At 69.2% G+C, this 15,294-nt stretch carries 9 protein-coding genes; 4 read left to right on the top strand and 5 right to left on the bottom strand.

Annotation, left to right across the window (positions count from 1 at the left end):
• Positions 1–38: 38 nt before the first annotated feature.
• The 3 genes from ACWCOV_RS26395 (at position 39) to ACWCOV_RS26385 (ending at position 6,096) form a co-directional block, all read left to right on the top strand.
• Complete coding sequence (locus ACWCOV_RS26395; RefSeq protein ID WP_449831989.1) at positions 39–2,060, top strand: beta-galactosidase; 2,022 nt, start codon at positions 39–41, stop codon at positions 2,058–2,060.
• On the top strand, positions 2,057–4,948 hold the full coding sequence (locus tag ACWCOV_RS26390; protein ID WP_449831988.1) for a glycoside hydrolase family 2 TIM barrel-domain containing protein: 2,892 nt from the start codon (positions 2,057–2,059) through the stop codon (positions 4,946–4,948). The genes ACWCOV_RS26395 and ACWCOV_RS26390 overlap by 4 nt, the downstream gene beginning before the upstream one ends.
• 116 nt (positions 4,949–5,064) lie before the next feature.
• Positions 5,065–6,096 carry a methyltransferase domain-containing protein gene (locus ACWCOV_RS26385; protein ID WP_449831987.1) on the top strand — a complete coding sequence of 344 codons (1,032 nt, stop codon included), beginning with the start codon at positions 5,065–5,067 and terminating at the stop codon, positions 6,094–6,096.
• Here ACWCOV_RS26385 and ACWCOV_RS26380 read toward each other — a convergent pair.
• The 5 genes from ACWCOV_RS26380 to ACWCOV_RS26360 are packed head-to-tail and all read right to left on the bottom strand — an operon-like array spanning position 6,089 to position 13,694.
• Entirely contained in the window at positions 6,089–6,547 is a 459-nt protein-coding gene (locus tag ACWCOV_RS26380) for an HIT family protein (protein WP_449831986.1), read from the bottom strand. The genes ACWCOV_RS26385 and ACWCOV_RS26380 overlap by 8 nt on opposite strands.
• Complete coding sequence (locus tag ACWCOV_RS26375) at positions 6,547–9,297, bottom strand: glycosyl hydrolase family 95 catalytic domain-containing protein (RefSeq protein WP_449831985.1); 2,751 nt, start codon at positions 9,295–9,297, stop codon at positions 6,547–6,549. Before ACWCOV_RS26375 ends, ACWCOV_RS26380 begins: the two co-directional genes overlap by 1 nt.
• Positions 9,294–11,732: a glycosyl hydrolase family 95 catalytic domain-containing protein gene (locus ACWCOV_RS26370; RefSeq protein ID WP_449831984.1), complete on the bottom strand. Its 2,439-nt coding sequence runs from the start codon at positions 11,730–11,732 to the stop codon at positions 9,294–9,296. Before ACWCOV_RS26370 ends, ACWCOV_RS26375 begins: the two co-directional genes overlap by 4 nt.
• 11 nt (positions 11,733–11,743) lie before the next feature.
• Positions 11,744–12,574, bottom strand: coding sequence for an amidohydrolase family protein (locus tag ACWCOV_RS26365; protein ID WP_449831983.1), 831 nt, complete (start codon positions 12,572–12,574; stop codon positions 11,744–11,746).
• A complete protein-coding gene (locus ACWCOV_RS26360; RefSeq protein WP_449831982.1) occupies positions 12,567–13,694 on the bottom strand; it encodes an FCD domain-containing protein in 1,128 nt (375 codons plus the stop codon). The genes ACWCOV_RS26365 and ACWCOV_RS26360 overlap by 8 nt, the downstream gene beginning before the upstream one ends.
• Positions 13,695–13,871: 177 nt before the next feature.
• Between ACWCOV_RS26360 and ACWCOV_RS26355 the strand changes: the two genes are divergently transcribed.
• Entirely contained in the window at positions 13,872–15,137 is a 1,266-nt protein-coding gene (locus ACWCOV_RS26355; protein ID WP_449831981.1) for an ABC transporter substrate-binding protein, read from the top strand.
• The last annotated feature ends 157 nt before the right edge of the window (positions 15,138–15,294 follow it).

Genomic DNA, 15,294 nt, shown 5'->3' with positions numbered 1-15,294 from the left:
CGATTGCACGGCACCGCGGCGTGAGTTAACTTCTTCTCATGCTGCCGCCGCGGGTTGTGTTGGGGACGGCTTACTATCCGGAGTACTTGCCGCGGGACCTGGGCGATCGGGTCGAGGCTGACCTTGATCTGATGGCCGCGGCCGGGATCACCGCGATCCGGGTCGGGGAGTCGGTGTGGTCGACCTGGGAGCCGCGGGACGGGGTGTTCGACCTCGACTGGGTCAGCCCGGTGCTGGACGGGGCGGCGGCTCGGGGGATCGGGGTCGTGCTCGGCACGCCGACGTACGCGGTTCCGCCGTGGCTGCAGCGGGCACATCCGGAGATCGCCGCTGAGCGTCGTACCGGCGAGCGGGTGCCGTGGGGCGTGCGGCAGGAGGTGGACTACCACCAGCCGGCGTTCCTGTTCCACGCGGAGCGCGTGATCCGGCGGATCGTCGAGCACCACCGCAACCACCCGGCGATCATCGGCTACCAGGTCGACAACGAGCCCGGTCTGCTGCTGCCGCACAACGAGAGCACGTTCCAGGCCTTTGTCGCCCACCTGCAGCAGACGTACGGAGACGTCGACACACTCAACGAGGCGTGGGGCCTGACGTACTGGTCGCATCGACTCAGCGACTGGTCCGAGCTGTGGCGACCGGACGGCAACAGCACCCCGTCGTACGACCTGGCCTGGCGACGCTTCCAGGCTGAGCGGACGACCGAGTTCATCGGCTGGCAGGCAGACCTGATCCGCGAACTCCGCCGCCCGGAGCAGATCGTGACGACGTGTCTGGCGTACGACCGTGCTGCCGTGGCGGATGTGGATGTGACCTCTCGGCTTGATGTTGCGGCGGGCAACCTTTACGTGCATGTCCAGGACGGACTCGAGCGCCCGGCGCGGCCGCCGCGGTTCGGGGTCGGGTGGATCGGGCGCAGCGTCGCCGAGCTGTTCCTCGCGGCGGATCGCGTCTACGGATCGCGTGGCGAGCCGTTCCTGATCACCGAGACCAACGCGACCTCGATCGGCGGCTCGCAGCTGAACCATCCGCCGTACGACGGCCAGCTCCGGCAACTCGCCTGGGCGCTGGTGTCCCGCGGCGCCCGGATGGTGCAGTACTGGCACTGGCACTCGATCCACCACGCCGCGGAAACCTTCTGGGGCGGCATCCTCGGCCACAGCCTGCAGCCGGGACGCGTGTACGACGAGATCGCGGCGATCGGAGCCGAGTTGGCCGAGGCGGGATCGTCGGTGGCCGAGCTGCGACCGGATGTCGACGTGGCGATCGTGTGGTCGACGGAGAGCGACTGGGCGTTGCAGTGCCAGCCGCCGCTGGCGCATCCAGGTGGGGTGCCGGACAGGTCGTCGTACCGGACGATCGTGACGGCCTTCTACACCGGCGTACTCGATGCCGGGCTGCGGCCGGGCGTGCTGCCGGTGGAGCGGCTCGGGGATGACCCGGTTGAGCTGGCGTCGCGGGTGCCGGTGCTGGTCGTGCCTGCGTTGTACATCGCGTCCGATGCTCAGCTGGATCTGCTGGTTGCGTATGCGCGGGCCGGTGGTCACCTGGTCGTCGGGCCGCGGACTGGGTATGCGGATCTGGAGGCGCAGGCGCGGGCGGAGGTGGCTCCGGGGCGGCTGCGTATGGCGGCCGGCGTGCACTACGTCGAGTACGAGAACCTGTTCGGCGAACTGCCGGTGACCGGGCTCGACGGGCACGCGACTCGGTGGGCCGAGCGGTTGATCGTGGACGACGCCGAGGTGCTCGCGTCGTACGAGCATCCCGGAGGCGGGCAGCGGCCGGTGGTGACGAGCAGGTCGTTCGGCGAGGGACGGGTGACTGTGGTCGGCACGGTTCCTGATCCTGCGCTGGCTCGGGCGGTGTTCAGGCGGGTGGCCGAGCCGGTGTGGCCCGGGCTGCCGGAGTCGGTGACGGCCTTGTCGGCGGTGAATCCGGCGGGTGAGCGGCTGTGGTTTGTGCACAACTGGTCTGGCTCAGCTGTGTGCGTCGAGCTGGCCGGTGATCGGTTCGAGTTGGCGGCGCGTGATGTGCGCGTCGTGCGGGAGGAGCGGGCGTGACGGCGTACTACGAGGATCTGCTGCCGGGGACCGGGATGCGCGCGGCGCGGGCGTGGTTGCGATCGTCCGGTCCGCGGTTGAGTCTGAACGGTCGTTGGCAGTTCAGGTTCTCGACGGATCCGACCGCGGCGTTTCCGGCCGACGGCTGGGACGAGGTGGAGGTGCCGGGGCACTGGGTGCTGCAGGGGTACGACCGGCCGCGGTACACGAACACCGCGTTCCCGTTCCCGATCGACCCGCCGCGGACGCCGGACACCAACCCGACCGGGGACTACCGCCGTACCTTCGATCTGCCGGACGGGTGGTCCGGCGGCGTCCTGCGGTTCGAAGGCGTGGACTCGTGTTTCAAGGTGTGGGTCAACGGGGTCGAGGTCGGTACGGCGAAGGGGAGCCGGCTGCCGAGCGAGTTCGACGTCGGCGCCGTACTGCGTCCGGGGCGGAACGAGCTCTCGGTGCGGGTGCATCAGTGGTCGTCGGGGAGTTATCTCGAGGACCAGGACATGTGGTGGTTGCCGGGCATCTTCCGGGACGTGACGTTGCTGGCCGAGCCGGTGATCGAGGACGTGTTCGTGCACGCGGACTACGACCATGTCACCGGCGCCGGGATGTTGCGGGTGGACGTCGATCCGTCGACCGCGCGCGTCCTGGTGCCTGAGCTCGGGCTGGACTTGGCGACTGGTGAGACGGTGACTGTCCCGGGCGTGGAGCCGTGGTCGGCCGAGGTGCCGCGGTTGTACGACGCCCAGGTCGTGGCGGGCGGGGAGACGGTCGACGTACGGATCGGGTTCCGGACGGTCGCGCTCGTCGACGGGCTGCTGACCGTGAACGGGCGGCCGCTGTTCTTCCGCGGTGTGAACCGGCACGAGCACGATGCCCGCCGCGGGCGCGCGGTCAGTGTCGAGACCATGCGGCAGGACCTGGTGCTGATGAAGCAGCACAACATCAACGCGGTCCGGACCGCGCACTACCCGCCGCATCCGGCGTTCCTCGACCTGTGCGACGAGCTCGGCTTGTGGGTGATCGACGAGTGCGACATCGAGACGCACGGGTTCATCTACACCGACTGGCGCGGGAATCCGGCCGACGACCCGCACTGGGCGCCGATGATGCTGGACCGGATGTGCCGGATGGTCGAGCGGGACAAGAACCATCCGAGCGTCATCATCTGGTCGCTCGCCAACGAGAGCCACCGCGGGCGCAACTTCGGCGTGCTGGCGGAGTGGACTCGGGAGCGGGATCCGGGGCGGGCGCTGTTCTACGAGCGGGACCGCAGCTACGAGTTCTCCGACTTCTACAGCCTGATGTACACGCCGCTGGACGAGCTGGAACGGATCGGCACACGCACCGAGGACGTGGTGGCTGACGAGCCTGCGCTGGAGGAGCGGCGGCGGGGGTTGCCGTTCATCCTCGCGGAGTACGCGCATGCGATGGGCAACGGGCCTGGTGGGTTGGCCGACTACCAGCGAATGCTGGAACGGTACCCGCGGTTGCAGGGCGGCTTCGTCTGGGAGTGGATCGACCACGGCCTACTGTTGCCAGGCGCAACGGACTACATCTACGGCGGCGCCTTCGGCGAGCCCGTCCACGGCTCGAACTTCTGCATAGACGGCTTGTTGTTCCCCGACCGGACACCTTCGCCGGGACTACTCGAGTACAAGAAGGCAATCGAGCCGGTTGGAATCACCCTTGCCGACAACCTGATTGTCAACAATCGCCAGACCTTCGCGTCGCTGGACCACCTGGAGTTCGTGTGGGCCGAGGAAGTCGACGGCGTTGAGGTGAACTCCGGCCGCCTGGAAGTGCCGACCGTCGAGGCAGGTGGGACTGTGGAAGTAGGCATCCCTCAACTCACAACAGATATCTCAGGTGAGCGGTGGTTGACGGTTCGGGGGGTGCTTGCGAAGGACGAGGCTTGGGCTGAGGCCGGGCATGAGGTGGCGTGGGCGCAGTTCCGGCTGTCAGACGCGTCGACTGACGAACAACGGGCGACCCAGGTGCGGGTGGTGCGGCGGGGGGAGCGGGTTTCGGTTGGGGGTGGGGAGTTTGATGGGGGGTCGGGGCGGTTGGTGCGGTTGTTTGGGGTGGCGGTTGAGGGGCCTCGGGTGGACTTGTGGCGGGCGCCTACGGATAACGACAGGGGGCAGGGTGGGAACAATGCTGTGGTCACCGAGTGGCGGGCCGCGGGGTTGGATCGGCTCGAGCACCTGGTGGATCAGGTTGAGGTGGGGGACGAGGAGCTCACCGTGCGCACGAGGGTTGCGCCGGACGGGCTTGGGGTTGGGGTGCGGGCGACGTACCGGTGGACCGCAACGGCAGGCGGGCTGCGGTTGCGGGTGGACGTGAAGCCTGAGGGGGAGTGGGACGGGACTGCGATTACGCCACGATGTGGGAGTTGGCCGCGGGTTGGCGTGCGGATGGCGGTGCCGGGGAGCATCGGGAATGTGCGGTGGTTCGGCGGCGGGCCGGGCGAGGCGTACGCCGACAGTCGCGCGGCGGCCCGGGTCGGCCGGTACGAGTGCACGGTCGACGAGCTCCAGACGCCGTACGTCGTCCCGCAGGAGAACGGCTCGCGGATCGACGTCCGCTGGGCGGAGCTGACCGATGCTGAGGGCAACGGGTTGCGGGTCGAAGGAGCGCCGTACTTCCAGCTGACGGCTCGACGCTGGACGACCGAGGACCTGGAAGGCGCCCGGCATCGTGCCGACCTGATCCCCCGCGACCACGTGTATCTCAACCTGGACCTGGCCCAGAACGGCCTCGGCAGTGCGTCCTGCGGTCCGCCGGCGACACCTCAGCACACGCTCGAGGTCGCCGAGTACAGCTTCACGCTGACCTTCCGGGAATTCGGTGGGCAGGGCCGGAGCGCTGTGCCATCATCGGCGCCATGAGTACGTTCTTCCGACTGGGCTAGCCTCCCGCTGGCCCTTGCGCGGCTCTGCCCGAGGCCGGCGATGCGGGAGCAGTTCGGCCGAGCGCTCCCGACCGCTGACCGGGAGACCCCATCATGCGATCTGCGCGTCTCGGCGCGGCAGAGTCGATCACCCGAGCCCTCAGCCTCGGCAACCAACCGATGGTGCTCGTGCGCACCGTCACCGGCCTGGAACGCCTGGCCGCCGCCGAGCTGACCGAGGCACGGCACCGCGTGATCGACCTGTCCAAACGGCAACTCGTCGTCGAACCCACTGCCGCGACCATCGTCACTACCCCACCCCGCCTGGCCGACGACCTCTTCCTGATCCAGGCCGCCGTCCCCGATCCAGGACGCACCAGACCGGCACTCGCGGCCGCGATGCGCGCGGTACGTCTGGGACCTTGCTCCGGCGACTTCGCGGTCAGCGCCTCCTTCACCGGACAACGCAACTACAACAGGTACGACGTCGAGGACCTCGTCGGCGAGGCACTCCGTGGGCTGTCCGGCGGCACGTACCACTCCCGCCGCACCGGTACACCGCCGGCCAACCGCACCGACTGGCGAGTCATCCTCGACGGTACGACGATGTGGGTAGGCGTTCGGCCCTTCGACGTACCGCTGCATCGCCGTGCTTGGCGCCGGCAGACGGTGACCGGCAGCCTGCACCCACCCGTCGCCGCAGCCATGGCCAGGCTTGCCCGGATCGGGCGTGGTCAACGTGTGCTTGATCCGTTCTGCGGTGCGGGCACGCTGCTCCTCGAGGCACACGCGATCATGCCGGGAGCGACGTACCTGGGCACTGATCGACAGCCGGCTGCGATCGCGGCCGCCCAGGCGAACAGCCAAGGCGCGATCCAGTGGCGGACTGCCGACGCGAGAGACCTTCGTGCCACCGCCGACCGGATCATCACCAACCCGCCCTGGGACCTCCGCGTTGCCATCGGCAACCTCACGCCGTACCTGCGCCAATGGCACCGGACGCACGCCGACCGCGTCGTCACGATCCTCAACCCCTACCAAGCGGCCAAACTGATCGGGGATGCCACCTGGCGAGTCCTCGACGTGTACGACGTCGCGGTCGCCGGGCAGCATCCCCGAATCCTCGTAGCCGAACCCGCTACCTGAAGAACTCCCTCAACCGCCCCACAAACGGAGCCCGCTCCTCAGCGGTAGCGGGCTCCGCCAGGTGTCGCGTGCTGTACAACTGATCTCCGACGTACCGCGGAAACACATGCACGTGGTAGTGCCAAGCATCCTGATACCCAGCCGGCTCGTTGTGCTGCCGAGTGGAGACACCCGCACAGTCGTACGTGTGCCGGATCGCGATCGCCACTTCCCGCACCACGTCATGCACAGCATGCCCGTACTCCGCTGGCAGGTCATACAGGTTCTCGTGATGCTCCGTCGGTACCACCAGTACGTGGCCGTGGTTGTTCGGCCACCAGCGGGACGCGACGAAAGCCATCGCCCGGTCCGTGCGCAGTACGACATCCTGCTGCTTGGTCAGGCCGTCCTCACCGCCCGCTGCCAGCAGGCAGAACGGGCAGTCGTAGTCGTCGGGTTCGTGGTTGAACATCAGCGTGGGGTGATGAAGGTGATGTAGCTGGAGTTGCCCTTGCCTTCTATACCTGAGTTGGCGCCTAGGGCGAGTTGGCCGGCTGGGACGTCGCGTTTGAAGAGGAGGAGGCGTTGGTCGGTGGTGCCGACGGTTTCGCCGGTGCGTGTGAAGCTGCTGAGCCAGGACGGCCACCAGTCGTTCTCACCCCGGGGGTCGTAGGCGACGTAGACCGTTGCCGGTCCGGTCAGGTCCAAGGTGATGTAGTCGGCGGGCCCGGTGGCTTTGGAGTCGTCGTTGGAGCCGGGGACCATCGCCTGGCCGGTCAGCTGCGCCGGCAGGTCGGTGATCTTGTAGCTGCGGTCGACGTAGATCTCCGCGCCTGGCTGCGCCTTCACGAGGTTGGACAGCTTGTCCGGCGTCCGCACGCTGACCAGCTCACTCAGCACCGGCGGCTCACTAGCAGGTACGCCGAGCATCCGAGTGCCAACCGTCTTCACAGCCGACGCCTGCTGCCCGGTCAGCGGCACGTGCATGAACGACGACAGCGGTACGGCGACCCGCTCGACCACGTAGGAGTGGTTGTCCTGCACAGCCACCGTGACGACATCGTCCGCGGTCGCGCCGACCACAGTCCGCCCGCGGGAGTCGATCACCCGGATCTCCTGACCCGGCCATGGGTTGCGGACACGCAGCGACTCGCGGCTGCCAGCCTGGATGCCGACCAGGCTGACCACGCCGTCCGTGACCTCAGTGCTGATCCGGTGACCCCCCTCGATCTCCACCGACCCGGCGACGTCCCAGTCGCTCGGCCAGGCCGGGGCGACGTGCACGACGCCGTCGTACGCCTGGACCAGCGCCTCCTGCAGGCCGGTCGTCAGCACCCCGCCCCACTCGTTGTAGAAGCTCTGCTGGCGGACTGGTTCGCGGCCGGTCCGGTGCACGGTGAAGCCGTTCGGGAAGATCTGGAAGTCCTGGATCCCCTTCAGCATCAGCCGCTTCACCTCGTCGGCCAGACCGAGACGCGCGGCCCAGGTGGTGTCCATACCCCAGTCCTTGTCCTGCGGGTAGACCCGTTGCCGGTACGTCGCCTGCATCAACTCGGAGGTCTCGTCGAAGAGCCCCCACGGCCAGAGCACCTCCATCTCCGGATTCTGCGTGTTGTGCGCCTCCTCGTCGGTGCCGGACCACGCCAGCACTTCCTCGCCACCACGCTGCACGGTCCGGAACGGCGGCAGCTTCGCCACCGCGGCACGCAACTGCGCAGCGAACGCGCCGTCGCCCCGCGAGTGGGCGAGATCCGCGACGATCGGGAAGATCACCCGCATCGCCGCGAGGTCCGGGGCCGGGTCGTTGGTGTCCCACTGCACTTCGAGCGCGTTGACGTGCTCCAGGTGCAGGTACCCGTCGTCGCCCGGCGTCAGCGCGGCCAGGTGGAACTCCGCGATCTCCTTGATCAGCGGGTACGCGCGATCCAGCAGCGCCTTGTCGCCGGTGTACCGGTACTGCCACCAGATGTTGTTCACCAACTCCGGTCCGCTGCTCAGGATGCGCTTGACCCAACCCGGCTCCGACATGTTGTCGCAGCCGTCGCCGGTGCCGTCGTACCGCAGGAACTCCGGCACGCACGTGCCCTGCGCGTTGAACCAGTGGTCGTGGGTCCACTTCCGCATCAGTGCCGCGCGGTCGAGGTAGAAGCGGAAGTACGGCGCGTTGAACTCGCCGATGCCGGCGCCCAGGTTGGACGAAATCAGCATCCGCAGGTTGAAGTGCCAGTACGAGTCCTGCGCCCAGTCGGCCTGGTCCTTGGCCGACGAGAACATCCGGACGACGGCGCCGTGCGTACTGGGCACCGGCGACCGCATCGACGCGGCCATCGTGTAGAGCTGCAGGGTCCGGAGGTTCTCGACGTACTCGCCGGTGCCGTCCGTCGAGCTGATCCGCAGCGGCGCGGCCTTCGCCCAGAACGCGTGCCACCAGTCGAGGTGCTTGCTGTGGGACTCCGTGACCGCACGACGCGCGGCCGTGGCGACGTCACCACCCTTGTACGACGGTACGCCGACGACCAGCCGGAACGAGCCGTCCGCGTCGGGGCGGAACGTGACCCGGACGGTCAGCGGGTCGACCACGGCGGCCGAAACGTCGCGGGCGCGGGCGGTCAACGCGGCGACCGCGCCGGTGAGGCTGCCCGAGGCTTCGTCGTGGAAGGTCTCGGCGAGGGCCGCGACACCACCTTGTGCGGTGGCGGACGGCGTCCGGCCCTCCCAGAGTTTGAGGTCCGCGGTCTGGGTCTTGGCGGGGTCGGCGCCGGTGACCTCGAGGACGAACTGGTCGGCGTCGGCACGGACGTAGGACCGGGCCGACATCCCGCCACCACGCTGCACGAGTTGGCCGTCGTACATCGCTAGCCGGCCGGTGTAGTCGGCGGCCCGCATGAGGGGTTGCAGGCCGGGTACGACGAGGCGCCCGGCGGACTTGAGTTGCGGGAACGTGTCGACGCGGTTGAGCTGGGCGCTGAAGCCCTTCTCGGCCCAGACACCGGCGCCGAGGACGCCGTTGCCGAGTGGCATCGCCTGGTACGCGCGCCAGGCCGGGCCCTCCTGGACCAGGTCCGACCGCGAGACGAGACCGGCCGGGTCGGTGCGGAGCGCGCCGTCTCGCCAGGCGGTGGTGGGCTGGTCGACGGTCTGGCCGACGGCGACCGGGATCGAACTCGTGCCGACGGCAAGCAAGGTGGTGAGGAGGGGCAGGGTCAGTCGAAGGAGTGTCATGGGCGGGGCTCGATCGAGTAGGTGACTCCGCGGCGGGTGCGGAATTCGACGACGCCGGCCTCTGGTCTCGCGAAGGCTACTGGGCCTTCGGTGGAGTTGACGTCGACTGTCAGGCCGGTGCGGAGGCGGAGGCGGTTGCCCAGGAGGGAGTGGATTCGGGCTCGGGTGAGCTTGCCGTCGGTCCAGGTGAGGTCCAGGTCGAAGCCGCCTCGGGAGCGCAGGCCTCGGATTCGGCCGGTGGGGAAGGCAGCCGGCAGGCAGGGCAGCAGGGCTACTTCGCCGGAGTGGCTTTGCATGAGCATCTCGGTGATCCCGGAAACCCCGCCGAAGTTGCCGTCGATCTGGAACGGCGGGTGCAGGTCGAAGAGGTTCGGAGCAGTGCGACCAGGCGCGAGCAACTGGGTCAGGTGCTTGTAGGCGTTGGCCGGCTCGAGCAGCCGCGCCCGCATGTTCAGCTTCCAGGCGAGCGACCATCCGGCCGTCACCGCCGGCCCGCGGAGCTCCAGCGACTTCCGCGCCGCGTCGGCGAGTTCCGGCGTACGGCGAGGGGTGATCTGGTCGCTCGGGAAGAGAGCCCACAGGTGCGACACGTGGCGGCTCGTCTCCAGCGCGGCCTCCTCCCAGTCGATCAGCCACTCCTGGACCTGGCCGAGGTACCCGACCTGGATCGGCGCCAGCCGCGACCGCGCCGCCGCCACCTGCGCGGCCATCTCCTGGTCCTTACCCAGCAGCGCAGCCGCCTGCCCGAACACCTTGAACAGGTCGTGCAGGATCTCACTGTCCATCGCCGGACCGGCGCAGATGCTGACGCCCTCGTTGTCGTAGTCGTGGTGCTTGAGCTCCGGCGAGTGCGACGGGCTGGTCACCAGATAGCCCGTCGGCCCGTCCGTCTGCAACTGGTCGAGGAAGAACTCCACCGACCCGCGTAGCACCGGGTAGTACTTCCGGAGCATCTCCAGATCGCCGGTGTACTCGTACCGCTCCCAGAACAGCAGCGACAGCCAGGCTCCGCCGGTCGGCCACACCCCGTAGAACGCGAAGTCGACCGGAGCGGTCCCACGCCATCCGTCGGTGTTGTGGTGCGCGACCCACCCCGGCGCGTCGTACATCGTCTGCGCCGTCCGCGCGCCGGACTCGGCCAGCTCGGCGATCATCTGGAACAGCGGGTCCCAGCACTCCGCGAGGTTCGCCGGACCGGCCGGCCAGTAGTTCATCTCGCAGTTGATGTTCAGCGTGAACTTCGACTGCCACTCCGGCAGCATCTTGTAGCTCCAGATGCCTTGCAGGTTCGCCGGCTGACCGGGGCTGCGCGAGCTGGAGATGAGCAGGTACCGCCCGAACTGGTAGTACAGCGCGGCCAGTTGCGGGTCACCGCCGTTCCGGAACGCGATCACCCGCTGGTCGGTCGGCAGCGCGATCGAGTCCGAGGTGCCGAGATCGATGTCGAGCCGCCCGAACAGCCGCCGGTAGTCCTCCACATGCGTCTTCCGCAACAGTCCGTACGGCGGACGTTCCGCAGGCAACGGCGCCGACGCGCGAGCCACCTGATCGGCGCTCACGTCGAGGTAGTTGCGATAGCTCGATCCGATCGACAGCACCAGCGTCACCGCGTCCGCGCCGGTGACCGTCAGCTTGCCATCGGCGACCTTCGTCGACCCGCCCTCGGCGAACGCCCGGACGAGCGCGCAGAACTTCACCGAGCCCTTCAGGCCCTCTGCGTCGCCGCTGATCCCGTTGAGCGCCAGCGTCCGGTCGTCGTGCCGATCGACCGTCGCTGCCTGCGGTGTCGTGTAGGTCGCGTCGAAGGAGATCGCGCCGGCCTTGTCGGCGGTCAGCCGCATCACCAGTGCCTGCGCAGGGTGGCTGACGAACACCTCGCGCGAGTAGCGGACACCGTCGGCCACGTAACTCACCGACGTGATCGCAGTGGTGAGGTCCAGCTCCCGCCGGTACGACGTGACGGCGGCCTGGGTGATCCCGGGGAACGTCAGCATCAGGTCGCCGACCGGCTGGTACTGCATCTGCTCGGTCGGGCGGCCCATGAACTTCTCGTCGGCCAGCATCTGCGCGGCCAGGTAGTCCTCCTCGGCGATCAGCCGCCGGATCTCCGGGAGCGCCTCGCGGCCGGCCGGGTCGTCGTACTGGTGTGGACCGCCGGCCCAGATCGAGTCCTCGTTCAGCTGCAGCTGCTCGGTCGCGGTCCCGCCGTACACCATCGCGCCGAGCCGGCCGTTGCCGACGGCAAGCGCCTGCAGCCACTCGGTGGCGGGTTGGGTGTACCAGAGCTTCAGCGGGTTGGTGTCGCTGCCGAGCTGCATGTCAGCGGCGTCGGCGGCGGTCGCGGTCAGGGGATCGGCGAGGCTGCCGGCGACGACGGCGGTGCCTGCCGCGGCGCCGGCGGTCCGCAGGACCTGGCGTCGGGTGTACTCGGTCATGGGGCGGTCTCCTAGAGGCGGTAGGTGCGCTCGGCGGCGCCGCGGAACACGTCGTTGTGCGCGGCCGCCGGGAGCAGGTCAGCGGTACGGCGGAGGACCTCGGCGCGGGTGGACGCGAGCGTGCACACGGGCCAGTCGGAGCCGAACATCAACCGGTCGCTGCCGAACAGCTCGAGGGCGGCGGTGACGAGTTCGGCGAGGGTCTCGGTCGGTAGGTGGGCGGCGCCGGACAGCTTGACGGCGACATTCGGGTGGTCGGCGAGTGCCTTCATCCCGGTCCACCACTCGGCAGTGACCCCGGTCGGGTTGCCCAGGTGGTCGAGGACGAGGCGGGCGTCGGGTACGGCGTCGGCGAGTCGGGCGGCGCCGGTGAGGGTGGACGGGCGGAGGAGCAGGTCGACGGCGAGGCCGGCCTCGGCGGCGGCCCGCACGCCGCGGACGAACGCCGGGTCGGTGAACGCGTCCGGGTCGGTCTGGTCGGCGGGTGGGCAGCGGATGCCGAGGAGCAACGGGTCGTCGGTGAACGAGGTGGTCTCGGACAGGTCGAACCAGCCGACGACGCCGAGGACGGAGGGTGTCGTCGCGGCGAGGCCGAGCAGGTCGGTGACTTCGAGCGGGTCGGCGTCCGCCTGGACGAGGATGGTGTCCGGCAGGTGGCCGTCGGCGGCTTCGGCGAAGTCGGGGAGGGTGAAGTCGCGGCGGAGTGGGTGGCCGGTGGGCAACCAGGGAAGGGTCCGGCGCGAGGTGTCCCAGAGGTGGACGTGGGCGTCGAGGTGACCGGGGGCGGCGGGAGTATGAGCCGGGGTGTCGGGCGGCGGGCGGGTGTCCGGCAGGTCAGTCATGGCGGCTCGCGGGTCTGGTGATCGAGCTTTCGCCGCGGGCGTGCGCCGAGAACAGGCGGGCGGCGTCTTCCGGGTCGGTGCCGGCCAGCGCGTCGACCAGGTCGAGGTGGCGGCGCGCCATCAGGCCCCAGTCGCCGGCGTACATCGCGTTCGAGACGACCTGCAGGTTCCACAGCGCCGGCTCGAGGGTGCGCCAGACCTTGAGCAGCATCGAGTTGCCGCTGGTCGCGAGCACCTGCCGGTGGAACCGCAGGTCGGCCTCGCGGAAGGCGCCGATGTCGTGGTGGTCGGCCGCGTCGGTCATCCGCTGCACCTCGATCCGCAGCAGGTCGAGCTCCTCCGGCGGGACGTTCCCGGTGGCGCGCCGGGCCGCCGCGGTCTCGAGCAGCACGCGGACCTCACGCGCCTCGCGGGCCTCGACCTGGGAGATCTCGGTGACGAAGTTGCCCAGCCGCGGCCGGTACGTCACCAGTCCCTCGTGGGCCAGCCGCCGTACCGCTTCCCGGGCCGGGGTCTGGCTGGTGCCGAGGACGCGGGCGATCTCCGACTCGACCACGCGCATCCCGGGCGCCAGCTCGCCGGACAGTATCCAGCCGCGGATCGCCTCGTAGACCCGGTCCGAGAGCAACTCGGTGTCCGTCGACGGCGGGGGAGCCGGTTGCGTCGTACGCAACGCGAGCCCGCTGCCGGTGCGGTGCCGGTGGATCTCCTCGCGCCGGCGGCGCGCCACGGTCGACTGCGACACTCCGTGAGCGGCCGCGACCTCGCGGGTCGACACCGGGTTCGATATCGGGTGTCCGGAATCGGCCATCGATCCGGCGCCGATCGCGCCGAGCCGGACCCGGTCGACCATCCGCGGCCGGCCGCTGCGCATCCCGTCGTCCAGGCCGGCCATCCCCATCCGCAGGAACCGGCGCCGCCACTTGCCGACCGTGCCGGGGGTGACCGCGAGCAGGTCCGCGACGTCCTTGTTCGACTGGCCCTCGGCGCAGGCGAGCACGATCCGGCTGCGCAACCGCATCGCCGGGGTGCTGCCGTTCCCGGCGGCGAGGTGGGTGAGCGCGGCGCGCTCGGCCGCGGACAGGGTCAGCGGCGACTTGGGACGTCCGGCATCGGGCATGGCTGCATGGTGGCCCCGACGACAACGATCTGCCAACCCTTTATGGCACGGACTTACGACTCAGGACGTCCACTTTGCCGTTTAAACGTTGACACTTCAGCGTGACGCTCTGCATCGTCGATCGCTAACGACGCCCGGCCGCCCTCGACGCCGGGACGATTCGAGGAGGACCCGGAAATGGCTCGTTCGATACGGCGGAAGCTTGCCCCGCTGGCGGTGGTCGCGATCCTGGTGGGCGCGGCCGGCTGCGGCGGCGGCTTCAGTGACGAAGGCTCCGCCGGTGGCAGCACCGGCGAGGTGCGGATGCTGGTGAACATCACTCCCAACCTGACCAAGGGGTACTGGGAGGAGCTGGTCAAGCCGTTCGAGGACGCCAACCCCGGCGTCGACGTGAAGATCGAGGCCCCGACCGGGCAGGGCGTGAAGGACACGCTGCCGCAACTGCTCGCGGCCGGCAACGCCCCGGACGTGGTCGAGACGCTGATGGCCGACAAGACCCTCGCCCCGCAGATGCTCGAGCTCACCGACGAGTCCTGGACCAAGGACACGCCGCTGGTGGAGCAGGCCGCGCTGGACGGCAAGGTCTACACCGTCGGTGTCGGCCAGCAGGCCCAGTCGCTGGTGTTCTACAACAAGGACGCGTTCGCCAAGGCCGGCATCACCACGCCGCCGAAGGACCTGGACGAGCTGACCACCGCGATGGGCAAGCTGAAGGCGGCCGGGTACCTGCCGCTGCAGACCGCCGGCGACTACGTGACCGGGTTGCAGCTGCTGCAACTCAGCGACCCGTCGATCGCGACCAAGCACCCGGACTGGTACCAGCAGGTCAACTCCAAGCAGTTCGGCGTCGGCCAGTCCATGCTGCCGCTGCTGCAGCGCTACGAGTCCTGGATCAAGAACGGGTACGTCGACAAGAACGCGCTCGGCCTGGACGACGTCAACGCGCAGACCGGCTTCCTGACCGGCAAGTCCGCGATGTACATCATGGGCAGCTGGTTCGTCCGTACGGCGGAGAGCCAGAAGCCGACGTTCGACCTCGGGGTGTTCGCCGCCCCGACCGAGGCCGGCCAGCCGTACCCGGGACCCCAGGGCGTCACGATGGCGATGCCGTACATGGTGCTGAAGTCGACCAAGCAGCGCGACCTCGCGGTCAAGCTGGTCCAGTTCCTCGCCACCGACAAGGCGGCCGTCGAGAGTCAGCTCGCGCAGGACGGCAACTTCCGGAAGGGCTACACCGACAAGCTGACGCCGCTCGGTCAGCAGGTGCAGGAGATCCTCGACCAGGCGCCGAAGCACGTCGCGCAGGGTGAGGGGTACGGCGCGAACACGCTGCCGCAAGGTTTCAACGGGGAGTGGAACAAGGCGGTCCAGAGCCTCTACACCGGCAAGTCCGCGGCCGACGTCGCCAAGCGCATCGACGCCTGGATGGGGTCCAAGTCGTGAGAGAGCGGCTGACCACGGCGAGCATGGTCGGGCCCGCGCTGCTGCTGTTCGTGGTCATGCTCGTGGTCCCGGTCGGCCTGTCGATCTACCTGAGCCTGACCGACTGGAACGGGTACAGCGCGAACCCGGCGACGCTGCCGTGGTCGCCGACCCGGAC

Source organism: Kribbella sp. NPDC002412, assembly GCF_053592935.1.
Note: the sequence above shows the minus strand (reverse complement) of the source record. Positions and strands in the feature narration are given on the sequence as shown.